The sequence below is a fragment of the Lysobacter sp. GX 14042 genome (genome assembly GCF_021390425.1).
GTDB lineage: Bacteria > Pseudomonadota > Gammaproteobacteria > Xanthomonadales > Xanthomonadaceae > Novilysobacter.
The window spans coordinates 1-21,160 of sequence record NZ_JAJUWY010000001.1 but is presented as its reverse complement, the minus strand read 5'-3'; the positions used below and the strand labels follow the sequence as shown (position 1 = coordinate 21,160).

16 protein-coding genes and 5 tRNA genes are annotated in these 21,160 nt (G+C 67.3%); all 21 read left to right on the top strand.

From position 1 onward, the window contains the following. The first annotated feature begins 3 nt into the window (after positions 1–3). The 21 genes from LY625_RS00105 (at position 4) to fusA (ending at position 21,070) form a co-directional block, all read left to right on the top strand. Positions 4–80, top strand: a tRNA-Gln gene (locus tag LY625_RS00105). Positions 81–96: 16 nt separating this feature from the next. Then, entirely contained in the window at positions 97–1,056 is a 960-nt protein-coding gene (locus tag LY625_RS00100) for a ribose-phosphate diphosphokinase (RefSeq protein WP_233736978.1), read from the top strand. An 87-nt stretch (positions 1,057–1,143) separates the two neighbouring features. Further along, entirely contained in the window at positions 1,144–1,788 is a 645-nt protein-coding gene (locus tag LY625_RS00095) for a 50S ribosomal protein L25/general stress protein Ctc (RefSeq protein ID WP_233736977.1), read from the top strand. Next, complete coding sequence (gene pth, locus LY625_RS00090; protein ID WP_233736976.1) at positions 1,785–2,375, top strand: aminoacyl-tRNA hydrolase; 591 nt, start codon at positions 1,785–1,787, stop codon at positions 2,373–2,375. The genes LY625_RS00095 and pth overlap by 4 nt, the downstream gene beginning before the upstream one ends. Continuing rightward, the gene (ychF, locus tag LY625_RS00085) at positions 2,376–3,467 is read left to right on the top strand and encodes a redox-regulated ATPase YchF (protein ID WP_233736975.1); all 1,092 of its coding nucleotides are present in this window, start codon (positions 2,376–2,378) and stop codon (positions 3,465–3,467) included. Positions 3,468–3,515: 48 nt separating this feature from the next. Next, positions 3,516–3,601, top strand: a tRNA-Tyr gene (locus LY625_RS00080). 58 nt (positions 3,602–3,659) lie between these two features. Next, positions 3,660–3,733 (top strand) — tRNA-Gly (locus LY625_RS00075). A 38-nt stretch (positions 3,734–3,771) separates the two neighbouring features. Then, positions 3,772–3,847 (top strand) — tRNA-Thr (locus LY625_RS00070). 40 nt (positions 3,848–3,887) lie between these two features. After that, positions 3,888–5,078 (top strand): elongation factor Tu, encoded by a 1,191-nt coding sequence (tuf, locus tag LY625_RS00065; protein WP_233736974.1) that lies wholly within the window; start codon positions 3,888–3,890, stop codon positions 5,076–5,078. Between the two features lie 131 nt (positions 5,079–5,209). Further along, a tRNA-Trp gene (locus LY625_RS00060) sits at positions 5,210–5,285 on the top strand. A 44-nt stretch (positions 5,286–5,329) separates the two neighbouring features. Further along, on the top strand, positions 5,330–5,707 hold the full coding sequence (secE, locus tag LY625_RS00055) for a preprotein translocase subunit SecE (RefSeq protein ID WP_233736973.1): 378 nt from the start codon (positions 5,330–5,332) through the stop codon (positions 5,705–5,707). A 13-nt stretch (positions 5,708–5,720) separates the two neighbouring features. Next, the gene (gene nusG / locus LY625_RS00050) at positions 5,721–6,311 is read left to right on the top strand and encodes a transcription termination/antitermination protein NusG (protein ID WP_233736972.1); all 591 of its coding nucleotides are present in this window, start codon (positions 5,721–5,723) and stop codon (positions 6,309–6,311) included. A 183-nt stretch (positions 6,312–6,494) separates the two neighbouring features. Then, a complete protein-coding gene (rplK, locus tag LY625_RS00045; RefSeq protein ID WP_233736971.1) occupies positions 6,495–6,923 on the top strand; it encodes a 50S ribosomal protein L11 in 429 nt (142 codons plus the stop codon). Positions 6,924–6,927: 4 nt separating this feature from the next. Beyond that, positions 6,928–7,629: a 50S ribosomal protein L1 gene (rplA, locus tag LY625_RS00040; protein WP_233736970.1), complete on the top strand. Its 702-nt coding sequence runs from the start codon at positions 6,928–6,930 to the stop codon at positions 7,627–7,629. A 347-nt stretch (positions 7,630–7,976) separates the two neighbouring features. Beyond that, positions 7,977–8,501, top strand: coding sequence for a 50S ribosomal protein L10 (gene rplJ, locus LY625_RS00035; protein ID WP_255703212.1), 525 nt, complete (start codon positions 7,977–7,979; stop codon positions 8,499–8,501). Between the two features lie 70 nt (positions 8,502–8,571). After that, the gene (gene rplL, locus LY625_RS00030) at positions 8,572–8,943 is read left to right on the top strand and encodes a 50S ribosomal protein L7/L12 (RefSeq protein WP_233736969.1); all 372 of its coding nucleotides are present in this window, start codon (positions 8,572–8,574) and stop codon (positions 8,941–8,943) included. A 223-nt stretch (positions 8,944–9,166) separates the two neighbouring features. Further along, positions 9,167–13,336: a DNA-directed RNA polymerase subunit beta gene (gene rpoB, locus LY625_RS00025; RefSeq protein ID WP_233736968.1), complete on the top strand. Its 4,170-nt coding sequence runs from the start codon at positions 9,167–9,169 to the stop codon at positions 13,334–13,336. Positions 13,337–13,463: 127 nt separating this feature from the next. Continuing rightward, complete coding sequence (gene rpoC, locus LY625_RS00020; protein ID WP_233736967.1) at positions 13,464–17,699, top strand: DNA-directed RNA polymerase subunit beta'; 4,236 nt, start codon at positions 13,464–13,466, stop codon at positions 17,697–17,699. A gap of 285 nt (positions 17,700–17,984) precedes the next feature. Next, complete coding sequence (rpsL, locus tag LY625_RS00015; RefSeq protein WP_027070518.1) at positions 17,985–18,356, top strand: 30S ribosomal protein S12; 372 nt, start codon at positions 17,985–17,987, stop codon at positions 18,354–18,356. A 15-nt stretch (positions 18,357–18,371) separates the two neighbouring features. Then, positions 18,372–18,839 carry a 30S ribosomal protein S7 gene (rpsG, locus tag LY625_RS00010; protein WP_233736966.1) on the top strand — a complete coding sequence of 156 codons (468 nt, stop codon included), beginning with the start codon at positions 18,372–18,374 and terminating at the stop codon, positions 18,837–18,839. 143 nt (positions 18,840–18,982) lie between these two features. Continuing rightward, positions 18,983–21,070 (top strand): elongation factor G, encoded by a 2,088-nt coding sequence (gene fusA / locus LY625_RS00005; RefSeq protein WP_233736965.1) that lies wholly within the window; start codon positions 18,983–18,985, stop codon positions 21,068–21,070. The last annotated feature ends 90 nt before the right edge of the window (positions 21,071–21,160 follow it).

Below are 21,160 nucleotides of genomic sequence, written 5' to 3'. Positions count from 1 at the left end.
AAAAGGGGCGTCGCCAAGTGGCCCAAGGCACCGGGTTTTGATCCCGGCATCCGCAGGTTCGAATCCTGCCGCCCCTGCCAAAACAGTCAGTCGACCATGCAGACCGATCGCAACCTCCTCGTATTCAGCGGCAACGCCAACCGCCCCCTGGCCGAGGCGGTGGGCCGCGAGCTGGGCGTCCGGCTGGGCAAGGCGCTGGTCAGCCGCTTCTCCGATGGCGAGGTCCAGGTCGAGATCGAGGAGAACGTCCGCCGCCAGGAGGTGTTCGTCATCCAGCCGACCTGCGCCCCGAGCGCGGAGAACCTGGTCGAGCTGCTGGTGCTGATCGATGCCCTCAAGCGTGCCTCGGTGGCCAGCGTGACCGCGGTGGTGCCGTACTTCGGCTACGCCCGGCAGGACCGCCGCCCGCGCTCGTCGCGGGTGCCGATCACCGCCAAGGTCGCCGCCACGATGTTCAGCGCGGTCGGCTGCGACCGGGTGCTGACCATCGACCTGCACGCCGACCAGATCCAGGGCTTCTTCGACATCCCGGTCGACAATGTCTACGCCTCGCCGTTGCTGCTGGCCGACATCTGGCGCGCGCACGGCACCGACAACATGGTCGTGGTCAGCCCGGACGTGGGCGGCGTGGTCCGCGCCCGGGCGATCGCCAAGCGCCTGGACGACGCCGACCTGGCGATCATCGACAAGCGCCGCCCGCGCGCCAACGTGGCCACGGTGATGAACATCATCGGCGACGTCGAGGGCAAGACCTGCGTGCTGGTGGACGACATCGTCGACACCGCCGGCACCCTGTGCGCGGCCGCCGCGGCGCTCAAGGCCAACGGTGCCAACAAGGTCGTCGCCTACTGCACCCATCCGGTGCTGTCGGGCGCGGCGATCAGCAACATCAGCGGCTCCCAGCTCGACGAGCTGGTGGTCACCGACACCATCCCGCTCAGCCCGGCGGCCCGCGACTGCGGCCGGGTGCGCCAGCTGAGCGTCGCCGAGCTGCTGGCCGAGACCATCCGCCGGATCGCCTTCGGCGAGTCGGTCAGCTCGCTTTACGTCGACTGACCCCGTCCTTTCCGGCTCGCCTGGTCGCGGGCGAGCCCACCCGCCGCCGCGAGGCGGTCCAACGCAGTACCACAAGAGCAAACGCAAATGTCCACACACACCACCATCAAGGCCACCGGCCGCAGCGTCGAGGGTAAGGGTGCGAGCCGCCGCCTGCGTCGCGACGGGGCCCTTCCCGGCATCATCTACGGCGGCAAGTCCGAGCCGCAGCTGATCCAGCTCGACCAGGAAAAGGTCTGGCTGGCGCAGCAGAACGAGTGGTTCTACTCCTCGATCCTGGACCTGGAAGTCGACGGCAAGGTCGAGAGCGTCATCCTGCGCGACATCCAGCGCCACCCGTACAAGCAGGTGATCATGCACCTGGACTTCCAGCGCATCGACCAGAAGCAGGCCCTGCGCGCCTCGGTGCCGCTGCACTTCATCAACGAGGAGACCTCGCCGGCCGGCAAGAACGCCGAGGTGATCGTGATGAAGGAGCTCAACCAGGTCGAGGTCAGCTGCCTGCCGAAGGACCTGCCGGAGAACATCGTCGTCGACCTGGCCAACCTGGAACTGGGTGACACCATCCACCTGTCCCAGGTCCAGCTGCCCGAGGGTGTCGAGATCCCGAGCCTGGCGCTCGGCCCGGACCAGGACATCGCCGTGGTCGTGGCCCGCAAGGGCCGCACCGGCGGGACCGACGAGGAAGTCGACGGCGAGGCGGCCGGGGACGGGGAGTCCGGCGGCGAGTGACCGGAAACGACGGTCTGCGCCTGATCGTGGGGCTGGGAAATCCCGGCCCCGAGTACGCCCGGACCCGGCACAACGCCGGGTCCTGGTTTGTCGACGCCCTGGCAAGCACGCTCGGGGCGCGATTCGCGGTGGATGCCAGGCTGTTCGGCGAGTCGGCGCAGGCCAGCGTCGGCGGCACCACCCTCCGGCTGCTCAAGCCGGCCACTTTCATGAACCTGTCCGGCAAGTCGGTCACCGCGGCCCTGCGCTACTGGAAGATCGAGCCGGAGCAGGCCCTGCTCGCGCATGACGAGCTCGACCTGCCGCCGGGCACCGCGCGGCTGAAGTTCAATGGCGGCCATGGCGGCCAGAATGGCCTGCGCGACACCATGCGGCTGCTCGGGCATGGGCGCTTCCACCGCCTGCGGGTCGGCATCGGCCACCCGGGGCACAGGGACCTGGTGACTCCGTGGGTGCTCGGCCGGCCTTCGGGCGAGGATGAGACCCTCATCCACCGTGCCATCGACGACGCCCTGGACGTGCTTCCGCTGGCGATCGAGGGCGACTTCAACGAGGCCATGAAACGCCTCCACACGGGCAAGAACTGAATGGGCATCAAGTGCGGCATCGTCGGCCTGCCGAACGTCGGCAAGTCGACCCTTTTCAACGCGCTGACCAAGGCGGGCATCGCCGCGGCCAACTTCCCCTTCTGCACCATCGAGCCCAACGTGGGCGTGGTGCCGGTCCCGGACCTGCGGCTGAATGCGCTGGCGGAGATCATCAACCCGCAGAAGGTGATCCCGACCGCGGTCGAGTTCGTCGACATCGCCGGCCTGGTCGCCGGCGCCGCCAGCGGCGAGGGCCTGGGCAACAAGTTCCTGGCCCACATCCGCGAGGTCGATGCGATCTGCCACGTGGTGCGCTGCTTCGAGCACGGCGACATCGTGCATGTCGCCGGCCGGGTGGACCCGGTGTCGGACATCGAGACCATCGACACCGAGCTGGCGCTGGCCGACCTGGATTCGACCGAGCGCGCGCTGCAGCGCGCCGAGCGCAACGCCAAGTCCGGGGACAAGGACGCGAAGGTGCGGGCCGAGGTGCTCGGCCGGGTCCGCGACGGGCTGGCCGAAGGCCGGCCGGTGCGCGCGCTGGATCTGTCGGACGACGACCATGCCGCGATCCGCGACCTGTTCCTGCTCACCTCCAAGCCGGTCATGTACGTGGCCAACGTGCTGGAGGACGGCTTCGACGACAACCCGCTGCTGGACGCGGTGCGTGAGCGGGCGGCGGGCGAGGGCGCCGGGGTGGTGCCGGTGTCGGCGGCGATCGAGGAAGAGCTGAGCCAGCTCGACGACGAGGACCGCGACACCTTCCTGGCCGACCTCGGGCTGGCCGAGCCCGGTCTGGACCGGGTGATCCGCGCCGCGTACATGCTGCTCGGCCTGCAGACCTACTTCACCGCCGGGGTCAAGGAGGTCCGTGCCTGGACCGTGCGGGCCGGCGCGACCGCCCCGCAGGCGGCCGCGGTGATCCATACCGACTTCGAGAAGGGCTTCATCCGCGCCGAGACGATCGCCTACGACGACTTCATCCGCTATCGTGGCGAAGCGGGCGCGCGGGAGGCCGGCCGGCTCCGGCTGGAGGGCAAGGAGTACCGCGTGCAGGAGGGCGATATCCTGCATTTTCGCTTCAATGTCTAAAAAGGCGTTGACTTCCAATTCCGGCATCGCCAGAATTGCGGGCTCGCTGGAGGGATACCCAAGCGGCCAACGGGGGCAGACTGTAAATCTGCTGGCTTACGCCTTCGGTGGTTCGAATCCACCTCCCTCCACCAGTTCCATCCGGGTGCCTTACCAGCCTCCGGCAGCAACACCCAAGCAGGCGTGTCCGGCGCGGGAGTAGTTCAATGGTAGAACCTCAGCCTTCCAAGCTGATGGTGCGGGTTCGATTCCCGTCTCCCGCTCCATTGATGCCGCGACGATCCACCTGCCTGGCAAAAGATTCGCTCACGTAGCTCAGTCGGTAGAGCACCTCCTTGGTAAGGAGGAGGTCACTGGTTCGATTCCAGTCGTGAGCACCACACTCATCCGTACCCCTGTACGACTTCATCGAGAAAAGCCATGGCCAAGGGTAAGTTCGAGCGCACCAAGCCGCACGTGAACGTGGGCACCATCGGTCACGTCGACCACGGCAAGACCACGCTGACGGCGGCGCTGACGAAGGTGGGCGCGGAGCGTTTTGGCGGCGAGTTCAGCGCCTATGACGCGATCGACCGTGCGCCGGAAGAGAAGGCGCGTGGCATCACGATCTCGACCTCGCACGTGGAGTACGAGTCCGACAGCCGCCACTACGCGCACGTGGACTGCCCGGGCCACGCCGACTACGTGAAGAACATGATCACCGGTGCGGCGCAGATGGACGGTGCGATCCTGGTGTGCTCGGCGGCGGACGGCCCGATGCCGCAGACCCGCGAGCACATCCTGCTGGCGCGCCAGGTCGGTGTTCCGTACATCGTGGTGTTCCTCAACAAGGCCGACATGGTCGACGACGAGGAGCTGATGGAGCTGGTGGAGATGGAAGTGCGCGAGCTTCTGTCCAAGTACGAGTTCCCGGGCGATGACACCCCGATCGTGAAGGGTTCGGCGCTGAAGGCGCTGGAAGGCGACCAGAGCGACATCGGCGTGCCGGCGATCATCAAGCTGGTCGACGCGCTCGACAGCTGGATCCCGACCCCGGAGCGCGACGTCGACAAGACCTTCCTGATGCCGGTCGAGGACGTGTTCTCGATCTCCGGCCGCGGCACGGTGGTCACCGGGCGCATCGAGCGCGGCGTGATCAAGGTGGGCGAGGAAGTCGAGATCGTCGGCATCCGCCCGACCACCAAGACCACGGTCACCGGCGTGGAGATGTTCCGCAAGCTGCTGGACCAGGGCCAGGCGGGCGACAACGCGGGCCTGCTGCTGCGCGGCACCAAGCGTGACGACGTGGAGCGTGGCCAGGTGCTGGCCAAGCCGGGTTCGATCCAGCCGCACACCGGCTTCGAGGCCGAGGTGTACGTGCTGAGCAAGGACGAGGGCGGGCGCCACACCCCGTTCTTCAAGGGCTACCGTCCGCAGTTCTACTTCCGCACCACCGACATCACCGGTGCGGTGACGCTGCCGGAAGGCACCGAGATGGTGATGCCGGGCGACAACGTGAAGATGGTGGTCGAGCTGATCAACCCGATCGCGATGGACGAGGGCCTGCGCTTCGCGATCCGCGAAGGCGGCCGTACCGTCGGCGCCGGCGTGGTGGCGAAGATCCTCAAGTGATGCACCGGCGCGGCTGCGCGTAAGCGCAGCCGCCTGTGCCGGCGCGTCATCCCCGCGGAAGCGGGGATCCACAATCGCCGGGAATGGCAGGGCGGCGCAGGCCGCCGTTGCCTTTTCCGGAACCAGTACATACGCCAGTAGCTCAATTGGCAGAGCAGCGGTCTCCAAAACCGCAGGTTGGGGGTTCGAGTCCCTCCTGGCGTGCCACCTGATGACGCGGTCGCGCAAGCGGCACGCGCGACGCGAGACGGATGAACAGCAAGGTCGAGCAGCCCCGCCCCCAGAACGCCGGCGACATCGTCAAGCATGTTGCCTCGGTGCTGCTGGTCCTCGCCGGAGTGTTCGTCTTCTACTGGTTCAGCCAGTGGCCGGGCGCGATCCGGGCGCTCGCCGTCCTCGCCGGGCTGGCCGTGGGCCTGGGCCTGTTCATGACCACCGCCCTGGGCGCGCAGACCCGCGGCTTCCTGTCGGAATCGCGTTTCGAGCTGCGCAAGGTCGTCTGGCCCACCCGCCAGGAAGCGACCCGGACCACCTGGGTCGTGGCCATCGCCGTGATCATCATCAGCCTGCTGATGGCCGGCTTCGACGTGCTGATCCAGGCGGCGGTCAAGTGGCTTCTGGGCCAGTAAGGAGATGACTCAGGTGCAAGACGATAACGAGGTCCAGACGCCCGACGGCCGCCGCTGGTACGTGGTGCACGCCTATTCGGGTTTCGAGAAGTCCGTGGCGCAGGCGCTGCGCGACCGCATTGCCCGCGCCGGCATGGAGGAGCGCTTCGGCGAGGTCCTGGTGCCCACCGAGGAAGTGGTCGAGATGCGCGGCGGGCAGAAGCGCCGTTCGGAGCGCAAGTTCTTCCCCGGCTACGTGCTGGTGCAGATCGCCACCCACGACGAGGGCGGCATCCCGCGCATCGACAGCGAGTGCTGGCACCTGATCAAGGAAACCCCGAAGGTCATGGGCTTCATCGGCGGCACCGCCGACCGTCCGCTGCCGATCGCCGACCACGAGGCCGCGCAGATCCTCGACCGGGTCCAGGAAGGCGTCGAGAAGCCGCGTCCGAAGGTCCTGTTCGAGCCGGGTGAGATGGTCCGCGTCACCGACGGTCCGTTCAACGATTTCAACGGCGTGGTCGAAGAGATCAACTACGAGAAGAGCCGCCTGCGCGTGGCAGTGCTGATCTTCGGCCGGTCCACTCCGGTGGAGCTGGAGTTCGGGCAGGTCGAGAAGGCCTGAACGGCCTCAGGCGCTCCGCCTGGACGGCGGCGCGCCCGTTGCTATAATGCCCGGCTCGCCTGCGCGAGTGCCGGGCAAAGGTCCAGGCGTTTGCCGGGCCAGCACCAGACGTGATGCCGGGACACGTACCCTCCCGGTCCGATGGGGAGCCCTGAAGGGCGTTCGCACCCGGAGAACTCGCAAATGGCTAAGAAAGTAGTCGGCTACATCAAGCTGCAGGTCAAGGCCGGTCAGGCCAATCCGTCGCCGCCGGTCGGTCCCGCGCTGGGCCAGCGCGGCCTGAACATCATGGAGTTCTGCAAGGCGTTCAACGCAGCCACGCAGAAGCTCGAGCCCGGCCTGCCGATCCCGACCGTGATCACCGCGTACTCGGATCGCACCTTCACCTTCATCACCAAGACGCCGCCCGCGACCATCCTTCTGAAGAAGGCCGCTGGCGTGCAGAGCGGTTCCAAGCGCCCGAACACCGAAAAGGTGGGCAAGGTCACCCGTGCCCAGCTCGAGGAGATCGCCAGGTCGAAGGAGCCCGACCTGACCGCGGCCGACCTGGAAGCAGCGGTCCGCACCATCGCGGGCACCGCCCGCTCCATGGGCCTGTCGGTGGAGGGCTGAAGAGATGGCAATGAACAAGCGTGAGAAGGCCATCAAGGCCGCCGTGGTCCCGGGCAAGGCCTATCCGTTCGAGGAGGCCATCGCCATCATCAAGAACACCGCGCGTGCCAAGTTCGTCGAGTCCGTCGACGTCGCCGTGCGCCTGGGCGTCGATGCGCGCAAGTCCGACCAGCAGGTGCGCGGCTCGACCGTGCTGCCCGCCGGCACCGGCAAGAGCGTGCGCGTGGCGGTGTTCGCCCCCGCCGGTGCCAAGGCCGACGAGGCCCTGGCCGCCGGTGCCGACATCGTCGGCATGGACGACCTGGCCGAGAAGATGCAGGCCGGCGACCTGAACTACGACGTCGTGATCGCCACCCCCGACGCCATGCGCGTGGTCGGCAAGCTGGGCCAGCTGCTCGGCCCGCGTGGCCTGATGCCGAACCCGAAGGTCGGCACGGTATCGCCGAACGCGGCCGAGGCGGTCAAGAACGCCAAGGGCGGCCAGGTGCGTTACCGCACCGACAAGGCCGGCATCATCCACTGCACGATCGGCAAGATCGACTTCGAGGACGGCAAGCTGAAGGACAACCTCGAGGCGCTGCTGTCGGACCTGGTCAAGGCCAAGCCGGCGACCGCCAAGGGTGCGTACCTGCAGAAGGTGTCCATCAGCTCGACGATGGGCCCCGGCGTGCCGGTCGACCAGTCGAGCCTCGCGCTCGCGCGTTGATAGCAATTCCGGCGGGCCGCCCGGTGCGGCCCGCCGAAGGGTTTTGAGGGCGGTTGTCCCGGTTCGCCGGGACGATGGCCGTCAAAGACCGCAGGCGCGGACAGCGCGTGGCGGAGGCGGGCAGGGAAGCTCGTACTGGCAGGGAATCGCCGCCGCCACCAACGGGTCCGCTTAATCCAGTCCCCCGGGGCCGGGCCTGCGCAGATGGTTGCCGACCCTCCAGGTTTCCTGGAAACGGCCACCACCGGACACCTCCAGGTGTCCCCGGCGCCGGGCCAGACGGTGCCGGCCGAAGTACCGCCGACGTGCATGTCGCACCCGGTGGAGTTGAAGTACGGAGGAGTGCAATGGCTCTCAATCTGACCCAGAAGCAGGAAGTCGTTGCCGAACTGGCCGAGGTCGCCTCCACGGCGCACTCGCTGGTCGCCGCGGAGTACGTGGGCCTCACGGTCGGCCAGCTGACCGACCTGCGCAAGAAGGCCCGTGAGTCGGGCGTGTATCTGAAGGTTGCCAAGAACACGCTGGTCTCCCGGGCGGTGGAGGACACCGACTATGCCGTCGTCAAGGACGAGCTGGTCGGCCCCCTGCTGTATGCCTTCTCGCAGGAGGACCCCGGCGCTGCCGGACGCCTGATCAAGGAGTTCGCCAAGGCGAACGACAAGCTGAAGCCGCGCCTCGTCTCGCTGGGCGGGCAGAAGTACCCGGGCACCCATGTGGATGTCCTGGCTTCCCTGCCGACCCGTGATGAAGCGCTGTCGATGCTGCTCAGCGTCATGACCCAGCCCGCCACCCAGCTTGTGCGCCTGCTCAGCGAGCCGGCGTCGCAGGTCACCCGCGTCATCAACGCGGCTGGCCAGGCTAAGGCGGCCTGAAGACCCAGTTCGGTTGCGGCATTCCCGTGACCCAAGACGTTTCCAAACCTAAAAACCCGAGGTAATAGCAATGTCCCTGAGCAACGAGCAGATCATCGACGCGATCGCCGAGAAGTCCCTCATGGAAGTGATGGAGCTGGTCAAGGCGATGGAGGAGAAGTTCGGCGTCTCCGCCGCCGCCCCGGTCGCCGCCGCGGCCCCGGCCGCCGCTGCCGCCGCCGTCGAGGAGCAGACCGAGTTCACCGTCGTGCTGAAGGCCGCCGGCGAGAAGAAGGTCGAGACCATCAAGGTCGTCCGCGCCATCACCGGCCTGGGCCTGAAGGAGGCCAAGGACCTGGTCGAGAGCGCGCCGAAGGAAGTGAAGGAAGGCCTGTCGAAGGACGAGGCCGAGAAGATCAAGAAGGATCTCGAGGCCGCCGGCGCCAGCGCCGAGCTGAAGTAAGCAGTACTTGCGTCGCCTGGCAACACCGGCGACCAGCCAGGGCTGGGGGCGAAAGCCCCCGGCCTTTGGCCGTTCCAAGAGGCGGTGAGTTGACAGTCGGAAGTAGCGGGAGAAGGCGTGCTGGTGCCGGCAATACCAGCGACTTCCAACTGGCAATTCCCACACGTTCCCCCGGGGCCGCCCAGGCGCGGCCCGCAGCAGACCCCCGAGGCGGTAGCCCATCATGACCACAGCGTCCACGACGAATTACTCGTTCACCGAGAAGAAGCGCATCCGCAAGGATTTCGGCAAGCGCAAGTCGATCCTGGAGGTCCCCTTCCTGCTGGCGATCCAGGTCGACTCCTACCGCCAGTTCCTGCAGGAAGACGTCGACCCGGCCAAGCGCGCCGACCGCGGCCTGCATGCCGCCCTCAAGTCGGTCTTCCCGATCACCAGCTACAACGGCAACGCCGCGCTGGAGTACGTCGGCTACAAGCTGGGCGAGCCGGCGTTCGACGAGCGCGAGTGCCGCACCCGCGGGATGAGCTACGGCGCCCCGCTGCGGGTGACCGTGCGCCTGGTCATCTACGACCGCGAGTCCTCCAGCAAGTCGATCAAGTACGTGAAGGAGCAGGAGGTCTACATGGGCGAGATCCCGCTCATGACCGCCAATGGCACCTTCATCGTCAACGGCACCGAGCGGGTCATCGTCAGCCAGCTGCACCGCAGCCCGGGCGTGTTCTTCGACCACGACCGCGGCAAGACCCACTCCTCGGGCAAGCTGCTCTACAGCGCCCGCATCATTCCCTACCGCGGCTCCTGGCTGGACTTCGAGTTCGACCCGAAGGACGCGCTGTTCACCCGTATCGACCGTCGCCGCAAGCTGCCGGTGACCGTGCTGCTGCGCGCACTCGGTTACAGCAACGAGGAGATGCTGGCCGAGTTCTTCGAGATCAACACCTTCCAAGTCGACCCGAAGGAAGGCGTGCAGCTGGAGCTGGTACCCGAACGCCTGCGCGGCGAGACCCTGGACTTCGACCTGGCCGATGGCGACAAGGTCATCGTCGAGGCCGGCCGGCGCATCACCGCGCGCCACGTCAAGCAGCTCGAGGCCTCCGGCATCGAGGCCCTTGCCGTGCCCGACAGCTATCTGGTCGGCCGCATCCTGTCCCATGACGTGGTCGACGCGGGCACCGGCGAGCTGATCGCCGCGGCCAACGACGAGATCACCGAGGAGCACCTGGAGGCGTTCCGCAAGGCCGGCATCGAGACCGTCGGCACCCTGTGGGTGAACGACCTGGACCGCGGCCCGTACCTGTCCAACACCCTGCGCATCGATCCCACCCGCAACCAGCTCGAGGCGCTGGTGGAGATCTACCGCATGATGCGCCCGGGCGAGCCGCCGACCAAGGACGCCGCGCAGAACCTGTTCCACAACCTGTTCTTCACCTTCGAGCGCTACGACCTGTCCTCGGTCGGCCGCATGAAGTTCAACCGCCGCCTCGGCCGCAAGGAAACCGAGGGCGCCGCGGTGCTCTACGACGCCCGCTACTTCGCCGAGCGCAAGGACGAGGAGTCGCGCCGCCTGGCCGAAGCCAACGGCGACGCCTCGGACATCCTCGACGTCATCCGCGTGCTGACCGAGATCCGCAACGGGCGCGGGATGGTCGACGACATCGACCACCTGGGCAACCGTCGCGTGCGCTCGGTCGGCGAGATGGCCGAGAACACCTTCCGTGTTGGCCTGGTGCGCGTGGAGCGCGCGGTGCGCGAGCGCCTGTCGATGGCCGAGGCCGACGGGCTGACCCCGCAGGACCTGATCAACGCCAAGCCGGTCGCCGCGGCGGTGAAGGAGTTCTTCGGCTCCTCGCAGCTGTCGCAGTTCATGGACCAGAACAACCCGCTGTCGGAGGTCACCCACAAGCGCCGCGTGTCGGCCCTTGGCCCGGGCGGCCTGACCCGCGAGCGCGCGGGCTTCGAGGTCCGCGACGTGCACCCGACCCATTACGGCCGCGTGTGCACCATCGAAACCCCGGAAGGCCCGAACATCGGCCTGATCAACTCGCTGGCGGTGTTCGCCCGCACCAACGACTACGGGTTCCTGGAGACCCCGTACCGCAAGGTGGTGGACGGCAAGGTCGGCGACGAGGTCGAGTACCTGTCGGCGATCGAGGAGAACGAGTACGTCATCGCCCAGGCCAATGCGCCGCTGGACGACGAGAGCCGCCTGAGCGAGCAGTTCGTCGACGTGCGCTACCAGGGCGAGAACCTGCTCAAGCCGCCGGCCGAGGTCCAGTTCATGGACGTCTCGCCGATGCAGACCGTATCGGTCGCCGCCGCGCTGGTGCCGTTCCTGGAGCACGACGACGCCAACCGCGCACTGATGGGCGCCAACATGCAGCGCCAGGCGGTGCCGACCCTGCGTGCCCAGAAGCCGCTGGTGGGTACCGGCATCGAGCGCGCCGTGGCGCGTGACTCGGGCGTGACCGTCAACGCGCTGCGCGGCGGCACCGTCGAGCAGATCGACGCCGGCCGCATCGTGGTCAAGGCCAACGAGGACGAGATCGCCGGCGAGGCCGATGCCGGCGTCGACATCTACAACCTGGTCAAGTACACCCGCTCCAACCAGAACACCTGCATCAACCAGCGCCCGCTGGTGAACGTGGGCGACGTGGTGGCGCGCGGCGACGTGCTGGCCGACGGCCCGTCCACCGACATCGGCGAGCTGGCCCTGGGCCAGAACATGCTGGTCGCCTTCATGCCGTGGAACGGCTACAACTTCGAGGACTCGATCCTGCTGTCGGAGCGGGTGGTCACCGAGGACCGCTACACCACCATCCACATCGAGGAGCTGACCGCGGTCGCCCGCGACACCAAGCTGGGGCCGGAGGAGATCTCCGCCGACATCCCCAACGTCTCCGAGCAGGCGCTCAACCGCCTGGACGAGTCGGGCGTGGTGTACATCGGCGCCGAGGTCCGGGCCGGCGACATCCTGGTCGGCAAGGTCACCCCGAAGGGCGAGAGCCAGCTGACCCCCGAGGAGAAGCTGCTGCGCGCGATCTTCGGCGAGAAGGCCTCCGACGTTAAGGACAGCTCGCTGCGCGTGCCGCCGGGCATGGACGGCACGGTCATCGACGTGCAGGTCTTCACCCGCGACGGCATCGAGAAGGACAAGCGCGCCCAGCAGATCGAGGACTCCGAGATCCGCCGGGTCAAGAAGGACTTCGACGACCAGTTCCGGATCCTCGAGGCGGCGATCTACGACCGCCTGCGCGGCCAGCTGATCGGCAGGGCCGCCAACGGCGGCGCCGGGCTGAAGAAGGGCGAGACGGTCACCTCCCTGGTGCTCGACTCGATGCCGAAGAAGGACTGGTTCGGCCTGCGGATGAAGGACGAGGAGGCGGTCGAGGCGATCGAGCGCGCGCAGAAGCAGATCGCCGCGCACGAGCAGGAGTTCGAGCGCCGCTTCGCCGACAAGCGCGGCAAGATCACCCAGGGCGACGACCTCGCCCCGGGCGTGCTGAAGATGGTCAAGGTGTTCCTGGCGGTGAAGCGCCGCATCCAGCCGGGCGACAAGATGGCCGGCCGCCACGGCAACAAGGGCGTGGTGTCGACCATCGTGCCGGTCGAGGACATGCCGTACATGGCCGATGGCGAGACCGTCGACATCGTGCTCAACCCGCTGGGCGTGCCGAGCCGCATGAACATCGGGCAGATCCTGGAAACCCACCTGGGCTGGGCCGCGAAGGGCCTGGGCCGGAAGATCCAGGGCATGCTCGAGGCGCAGGCCAAGGTCAACGAGCTGCGCAAGTTCCTCGACCAGATCTATAACCACGACGACAAGCTTGCCGGGCAGCGCGTGGACCTGGGCCAGTTCTCCGACGAGGAGCTGCTGGGCCTGGCGCGCAACCTGACCGATGGCGTGCCGATGGCGACCCCGGTGTTCGATGGCGCGGAGGAGTCCGAGATCAAGAAGATGCTCGAACTCGCCGGGCTGCCCAGCTCCGGCCAGGCCACCCTGCACGACGGCCGCACCGGCGAGGCCTTCGACCGTCCGGTGACCGTGGGCTACATGCACATGCTCAAGCTCAACCACCTGGTCGACGACAAGATGCACGCCCGCTCCACCGGTCCGTACTCCCTGGTCACCCAGCAGCCGCTGGGCGGCAAGGCGCAGTTCGGCGGCCAGCGCTTCGGCGAGATGGAGGTCTGGGCACTGGAGGCCTACGGCGCCGCCTACACCCTGCAGGAGATGCTGACGGTGAAGTCCGACGACGTGCAGGGCCGCAACCAGATGTACAAGAACATCGTCGATGGCGAGTACGAGATGGTTGCCGGCATGCCGGAGTCGTTCAACGTGCTGGTCAAGGAGATCCGCTCGCTGGGCATCAACATGGAACTCGAGGAGGACTGAGGCGGGAACGGGGAACGGGGAACCGGGAACGAAAGCGCGCATCCACACGCAGCGTCGTTCCCGGCTCCCGGTTCCCGCTCCTGACCCCGCCTTCCCCCCAGGATTTACTCCTCCACGGAGAAAGAAAATGAAAGACCTGCTCAACCTGTTCAACCAGCAGCGTCCGGCGCTCGACTTCGACTCGATCAAGATCGGCCTGGCGTCGCCGGACCTGATCCGTTCGTGGTCGTTCGGCGAGGTCAAGAAGCCCGAGACCATCAACTACCGCACCTTCAAGCCCGAGCGTGACGGGCTGTTCTGCTCGGCCATCTTCGGGCCGGTGAAGGACTACGAGTGCATGTGCGGCAAGTACAAGCGCATGAAGCACCGCGGCGTGGTCTGCGAGAAGTGCGGCACCGAGGTGACCCTGGCCAAGGTGCGCCGCGAGCGCATGGGTCACATCGACCTGGCCAGCCCGGTCGCGCACATCTGGTTCCTCAAGTCGCTGCCCTCGCGCATCGGCCTGATGCTGGACATGACCCTGCGCGACATCGAGCGGATCCTGTACTTCGAAGCGTTCGTGGTCACCGAGCCGGGCCTGAGCCCGCTCGAGCGCGGCCAGCTGCTCAATGAAGAGCAGTACATGCAGATGCGCCAGGAGCACGGCGACGACTTCGAGGCCGCGATGGGCGCCGAGGCGGTCTACGACCTGCTGCGCACCCTCGACCTGCAGGCCGAGATGGTGCAGCTGCGCGAGGACATCGCCGCCACCGGCTCGGAGACCAAGCTCAAGCGCCTGACCAAGCGGATCAAGCTGATCGAGGCCTTCGTCGAGTCGGGCAACAAGCCCGAGTGGATGATCATGACGGTGCTGCCGGTGCTGCCGCCGGACCTGCGTCCGCTGGTGCCGCTGGACGGTGGCCGCTTCGCGACCTCCGACCTCAACGACCTGTACCGCCGCGTCATCAACCGCAACAACCGCCTGCGCCGCCTGCTGGAGCTCAACGCGCCGGAGATCATCGTGCGCAACGAGAAGCGCATGCTGCAGGAGTCGGTCGATGCGCTGATGGACAACGGCCGCCGTGGCCGCGCCATCACCGGCACCAACAAGCGTCCGCTCAAGTCGCTGGCCGACATGATCAAGGGCAAGCAGGGCCGGTTCCGCCAGAACCTGCTCGGCAAGCGCGTGGACTACTCCGGCCGTTCGGTGATCGTGGTCGGCCCGTACCTCAAGCTGCACCAGTGCGGCCTGCCCAAGAAGATGGCGCTGGAGCTGTTCAAGCCCTTCATCTTCGCCAAGCTGCAGCGCCGCGGCCTGGCCACCACCATCAAGGCGGCCAAGAAGCTGGTCGAGCGCGAAGAGGCGGAGGTCTGGGACATCCTCGAGGAGGTCATCCGCGAGCACCCGGTGATGCTGAACCGTGCGCCGACCCTGCACCGCCTGGGCATCCAGGCCTTCGAGCCGGTGCTGATCGAGGGCAAGGCGATCCAGCTGCACCCGCTGGTGTGCACCGCGTTCAACGCCGACTTCGACGGTGACCAGATGGCCGTGCACGTCCCGCTGAGCCTGGAGGCCCAGCTGGAAGCGCGTGCGCTGATGATGTCGTCCAACAACATCCTCTCGCCGGCCAACGGCGAGCCGATCATCGTGCCGTCGCAGGACGTCGTGCTCGGCCTGTACTACATGACCCGCGCCCTGGAGAACCGCAAGGGCGAGGGCATGGTGTTCGCCAACATCGCCGAGGTGAAGCGCGCCTACGACAACCGCGTGGTCGAGCTGCACGCCAAGGTCAAGGTGCGCATCACCGAGACCGTGATCGACGACGACGGCAACCGCTACCAGGTCAACTCCATCGTCGACACCACCGTCGGCCGTGCGCTGCTGCACGACATCCTGCCGGTGGCGCTGCCGTTCGAGCTGGCCAACGTCGAGCTCAACAAGAAGAACATCAGCCGGCTGATCAACTCCTGCTACCGCCGCTTGGGCCTGAAGGAGACCGTGGTCTTCGCCGACCAGCTGATGTACACCGGCTTCGCCTACGCCACCCGCGCGGGCGTGTCGATCGGCATCGACGACATGACCATCCCGGACGAGAAGAAGGGGATCCTGGACGAGGCCGAGGCCGAGGTCATGGAGATCCAGGAGCAGTACCAGTCGGGCCTGGTCACCGCCGGCGAGCGCTACAACAAGGTGGTCGACATCTGGTCGCGCACCAACGAGCGCGTGGCCAAGGCGATGATGGACACCATCGGCTTCGAGAAGGTCAAGACCGCCAAGGGCGAGACCGTCGAGCAGAAGTCGATGAACTCGGTCTACATCATGGCCGACTCCGGCGCGCGTGGTTCGCAGGCGCAGATCCGCCAGCTGGCCGGCATGCGCGGCCTGATGGCCAAGCCGGACGGCTCGATCATCGAGACCCCGATCACCTCGAACTTCCGCGAGGGCCTGAACGTCCAGCAGTACTTCATCTCGACCCACGGCGCCCGCAAGGGCCTGGCCGACACCGCGCTCAAGACCGCGAACTCCGGCTACCTGACCCGCCGCCTGGTGGACGTGGCGCAGGACGTGGTGATCACCGAGGACGACTGCGGCACCACCGAAGGCGTGACCATGACCCCGATCGTCGAGGGTGGTGACGTTGTCGAGCCGCTGCGCGAGCGCGTGCTGGGCCGCGTGGTGGCCGAGGACGTGTACCTGCCGGGCAACGACGAGGAGCCGATCGTCACCCGCAACACCCTGCTCGACGAGAAGTGGGTGGTGCGGCTGGAGGAGGCGGGCGTGCAGCTGCTCAAGGTCCGCTCGACCATCACCTGCACCTCGGCCTTCGGCGTGTGCTCGAACTGCTACGGCCGCGACCTGGCCCGTGGCCACCTGGTCAACCACGGCGAGGCCGTGGGCGTTGTCGCCGCGCAGTCGATCGGCGAGCCGGGCACCCAGCTGACCATGCGGACCTTCCACATCGGTGGTGCGGCCTCGCGTGCGGCGGCGATCGACAACGTCACGGTCAAGACCACCGGCACCATCAAGTTCAACAACCTCAAGCACGTCGCCCACGCCAACGGAAGCCTGGTCGCGGTGTCGCGCTCGGGCGAGCTGTCGGTGCTCGACGGCTACGGCCGCGAGCGCGAGCGCTACAAGCTGCCGTACGGCGCGACCGTCGACGTCAAGGACGGCGCGGAGATCAAGGCTGGCCAGACCGTGGCCCACTGGGATCCGCACAACCACCCGATCGTCTCGGAAGTGGCCGGTTTCGTGCGCTTCATCGACTTCGTCGACGGCGTGACCGTCATCGAGAAGACCGACGAGCTCACCGGCCTGGCCTCGCGCGAGATCACCGATCCCAAGCGCCGCGGCTCCCAGGCCAAGGACCTGCGCCCGATCGTGCGCATCGTCGACAAGAATGGCGACGACCTGAACATCCCGGGCACCGACCTGCCGGCGCAGTACCAGCTGCCGCCGCGCTCGATCGTCAACCTGCAGGACGGCGCCCCGGTGGGCGTGGGCGACGTGGTCGCCAAGATCCCGCAGGAGGCGTCCAAGACCCGCGACATCACCGGCGGCCTGCCGCGCGTGGCCGACCTGTTCGAGGCGCGCAAGCCGAAGGACCCGGCGATCCTCGCCGAGCGTTCCGGCGTGATCAGCTTCGGCAAGGAGACCAAGGGCAAGCAGCGCCTGGTGATCAGGGATGCCGACGGCAGCGAGCACGAGGAGCTGATCCCGAAGTACCGCCAGGTCATCGTGTTCGAGGGCGAGCACGTCGAGAAGGGCGAGACCGTGGTCGACGGCGAGCCGACGCCGCAGGATATCCTGCGCCTGAAGGGTGTCGAGGAGCTGGCGGCCTACCTGACCAAGGAGATCCAGGACGTCTACCGCCTGCAGGGCGTCAAGATCAACGACAAGCACATCGAGGTGATCGTCCGCCAGATGCTGCGCAAGGTCGAGATCACCGACACCGGCGACAGCCGGTTCCTGGTGGGCGAGCAGGTCGAGCGCCAGCGTTTCGTCGAGGAGGTCAACCGGGTCGCGGCCATGGACGCGGGCATCATCCCGCGTGGCGAGCCGGTGCTGCTGGGCATCACCAAGGCCTCGCTGGCGACCGAGTCGTTCATCTCCGCGGCCTCGTTCCAGGAGACCACCCGCGTGCTCACCGAGGCGGCCGTGCGCGGCACCCGTGACCGCCTGCGTGGCCTGAAGGAGAACGTGATCGTCGGCCGGCTGATCCCGGCCGGCACCGGCCTGGCCTACCACAAGCAGCGCCGCAAGGACGCCAGTGGCCTGACCGAGTCCGAGATGGCGGCCCTGGCCGCGCCGGTCGGCGGCGACAGTGCCGAACCGGCGGCCGAGGCGGCCGACGTGGCCGGGCAGGAGTCCGGCGAGCAGTAATATCGCGGTACCCGGCGCCCGTCCATGGGCGCCCAGATCACCAAATGAGGCGCACGGAGCGCCTCGTGTTGGGCCCAGGGAAGGGCGGGATCGATGGCATGTCCCCGGCGGCGTGGCGCGTGTGCCCGCGGCCGGGGAACCCGTGCACAGGCACGCGTTGACAAGGCGCGCCTGTGCACGTTATGCTTTTCCGTCTCGGTGGGCCGGGTGTATCCGGCTTGCCGTTCGTTTTTTTCACATGGCACGCCGGCAGTCCGCGGCCCGCCAATCACCAAAGAGCTCCAGATGGCGACGATCAATCAGCTGGTCCGCAAGTCGCGGCAGGCGCCTACCTACAAGAGCGACTCTCCGGCGCTCGAGAACTGCCCGCAGCGCCGCGGCGTCTGCACCCGCGTGTACACCACCACCCCGAAGAAGCCCAACTCGGCCATGCGCAAGGTGGCCAAGGTGCGCCTGACCAACGGGTACGAGGTCATTTCGTACATCGGTGGCGAGGGCCACAACCTGCAGGAGCACTCGGTGGTGCTGATCCGCGGCGGTCGCGTCAAGGACCTGCCGGGCGTGCGTTACCACACCGTGCGTGGCTCGCTGGACGCCGCCGGCGTCGCCAAGCGTCGCCAGCGCCGCTCCAAGTACGGCGCCAAGCGCCCGAAGTGATGAGGAACTGATCCAATGTCGCGTAAAGGCTCCGCACCGCAGCGTTCCATCCTGCCCGATCCCAAGCATGGCAGCGAGACGATCGCGCGTTTCATCAACATGGTCATGAAGAGCGGCAAGAAGTCCGTCGCCGAGCGCATCGTCTACGGTGCGATGGACGTCATCGGGGAGAAGAACCCGGCCCCGCTGGAACTGGTCGAGAAGGCCCTGGGTAACGTCTCGCCGGCGGTGGAGGTCAAGTCCCGCCGTGTCGGTGGCGCGACCTACCAGGTGCCGGTCGAGGTCCGCGCCTCCCGTCGCATGGCGCTGGCGATGCGCTGGCTGATCGAGGCCGCCCGCAAGCGCGGCGAGAACTCGATGCCGCGCAAGCTGGCCGCCGAGCTGATGGACGCCTCCGAAAGCCGTGGTGGCGCGATCAAGAAGCGCGAGGAAATCCACCGCATGGCGGAAGCCAACAAGGCGTTCTCGCACTACCGCTGGTAACACCCCGATGTCCCGCCGGCCACCGGCGGGACATCGTGCATCGCCTCAGAGTGGTGCCACGGCGGCCCGGCCGCCATGTGAACCGGACCCGCTCCCGCGGGCTCCGGCCATCCGGAAACCAAGAATCCATACGAGAGGGTCCCGTGGCTCGCACCACTCCCATCGAGCGTTACCGCAACTTCGGCATCATGGCCCACATCGATGCCGGCAAGACCACCACGTCCGAGCGCATCCTGTTCTACACCGGCGTGAACCACAAGCTGGGCGAGACCCACGATGGTTCGGCGACCATGGACTGGATGGAGCAGGAGCAGGAGCGCGGCATCACCATCCAGTCGGCGGCCACCACCGCGTTCTGGAAGGGGATGGACAAGACCCTGCCCGAGCACCGCTTCAACATCATCGACACCCCGGGCCACGTCGACTTCACCATCGAGGTCGAGCGCTCGCTGCGCGTGCTCGACGGCGCGGTGTTCGTGCTGTGCGCGGTCGGCGGCGTGCAGCCGCAGTCCGAGACCGTCTGGCGCCAGGCCAACAAGTACCACGTGCCGCGGCTGGCGTTCGTCAACAAGATGGACCGCACCGGCGCCAACTTCGACAAGGTGGTGGGCCAGCTGAAGTCCCGCCTGGGTGCCTATCCGGTGCCGATGCAGGTGCCGGTCGGCGCCGAAGACGACTTCGACGGCGTGATCGACCTGATCAAGATGAAGCGCATCCACTGGGACACCGCGTCCCAGGGGACCACCTTCGAGTACGGCGAGATCCCGGCCGAGCTGGCTGACAGGGCCGCCGAGGCACGCGCGTTCATGGTCGAGGCGGCCGCGGAGGCCACCGAGGAGCTGATGGAGAAGTACCTGGAGGGCGGCGAGCTCTCCGAGGACGAGATCCTGGCCGGCCTGCGCGAGCGCACCCTGCGGACCGAGATCGTGCCGGTGTTCTGCGGCACCGCGTTCAAGAACAAGGGCGTGCAGGCGATGCTCGACGGCGTCGTCCAGCTGCTGCCGTCGCCGGTGGACGTGCCTTCGGTAAGCGGCATCGACGAGAACGAGCAGGAGGCAACTCGCAAGTCGTCCGACGACGAGAAGTTCGCCGCGCTGGCGTTCAAGGTCATCACCGATCCGTTCGTCGGTTCGCTGACCTTCTTCCGCGTGTACTCGGGCGTGCTCAATGCCGGTGACCAGGTCTACAACCCGGTCAAGAGCAAGAAGGAGCGCATCGGCCGCCTGCTGCAGATGCATTCCAACGATCGCAAGGAGATCAAGGAAGTCCGTGCCGGCGACATCGCCGCCGCGGTCGGCCTGAAGGACGTCACCACCGGCGAGACCCTGTGCGCCGCCGACGCGGTGATCACCCTGGAGCAGATGGTGTTCCCGGAGCCGGTGATCTCGATGGCGGTCGAGCCCAAGACCAAGTCCGACCAGGAGAAGATGGGCATCGCGCTGGGCCGCCTGGCCCAGGAAGACCCCTCGTTCCGCGTCAAGACCGACGAGGAGTCCGGCCAGACCATCATCTCCGGCATGGGCGAGCTGCACCTGGACATCATCGTCGACCGCATGAAGCGCGAGTTCAACGTCGAGGCCAACGTCGGCAAGCCGCAGGTCGCGTACCGCGAGACCATCCGCAAGCCGGTCAAGGTCGAAGGCAAGTTCGTCCGCCAGTCCGGCGGCAAGGGCCAGTTCGGCCACGTGTGGATCGAGCTGGCGCCGCAGGAGCCGGGCGCGGGCTACGTGTTCGAGAACGCGATCGTCGGCGGCGTCGTGCCGAAGGAATACGTGCCGGCCGTCGACAAGGGCATCCAGGAGGCGGCCGCCAGCGGCATCCTCGCCGGCTACCCGATCGTCGACGTCAAGGTCCGTCTGGTCGATGGCTCGTACCACGAGGTCGACTCCTCGGAAATGGCGTTCAAGATCGCCGGCTCGATGGCGTTCAAGGAAGGCTTCAACAAGGCCAGCCCGGTGCTGCTGGAGCCGATCATGAAGGTCGAGATCGTCACCCCCGAGGATTACCTCGGCGACGTGATGGGCGACGTGAGCCGCCGTCGTGGCGTGCTGCAGGGCCAGGACGAGAGCCCGTCGGGCAAGATCATCAACGCGATGATCCCGCTGGGCGAGATGTTCGGCTACGCCACCCAGCTGCGCTCGATGTCGCAGGGTCGCGCGACCTACACGATGGAGTTCGACCACTACGCCGAGGCGCCCTCCAACATCGCCGAGGCGGTGGTCAAGAAGTAGGCATCCGCCGGTTCCACGCCGGCACGGCCCCCGGACGCCCGTCCGGGGGTTTCCCCAGGATCAACACACAGAGGCACAGAGGTAATCCAG

Bases quoted from the DNA above. Each gene is read 5' to 3' on its own strand.
- rpsL (WP_027070518.1), top strand. From the start codon at position 17,985: ATGGCGACGATCAATCAGCTGGTCCGCAAGTCGCGGCAGGCGCCTACC.
- rplL (WP_233736969.1), top strand. From the start codon at position 8,572: ATGTCCCTGAGCAACGAGCAGATCATCGACGCGATCGCCGAGAAGTCC.
- ychF (WP_233736975.1), top strand. From the start codon at position 2,376: ATGGGCATCAAGTGCGGCATCGTCGGCCTGCCGAACGTCGGCAAGTCG.
- rplA (WP_233736970.1), top strand. From the start codon at position 6,928: ATGGCAATGAACAAGCGTGAGAAGGCCATCAAGGCCGCCGTGGTCCCG.
- secE (WP_233736973.1), top strand. From the start codon at position 5,330: ATGAACAGCAAGGTCGAGCAGCCCCGCCCCCAGAACGCCGGCGACATC.
- rpoB (WP_233736968.1), top strand. From the start codon at position 9,167: ATGACCACAGCGTCCACGACGAATTACTCGTTCACCGAGAAGAAGCGC.
- LY625_RS00100 (WP_233736978.1), top strand. From the start codon at position 97: ATGCAGACCGATCGCAACCTCCTCGTATTCAGCGGCAACGCCAACCGC.
- rpsG (WP_233736966.1), top strand. From the start codon at position 18,372: ATGTCGCGTAAAGGCTCCGCACCGCAGCGTTCCATCCTGCCCGATCCC.
- tuf (WP_233736974.1), top strand. From the start codon at position 3,888: ATGGCCAAGGGTAAGTTCGAGCGCACCAAGCCGCACGTGAACGTGGGC.
- LY625_RS00095 (WP_233736977.1), top strand. From the start codon at position 1,144: ATGTCCACACACACCACCATCAAGGCCACCGGCCGCAGCGTCGAGGGT.
- rplJ (WP_255703212.1), top strand. From the start codon at position 7,977: ATGGCTCTCAATCTGACCCAGAAGCAGGAAGTCGTTGCCGAACTGGCC.
- rpoC (WP_233736967.1), top strand. From the start codon at position 13,464: ATGAAAGACCTGCTCAACCTGTTCAACCAGCAGCGTCCGGCGCTCGAC.
- rplK (WP_233736971.1), top strand. From the start codon at position 6,495: ATGGCTAAGAAAGTAGTCGGCTACATCAAGCTGCAGGTCAAGGCCGGT.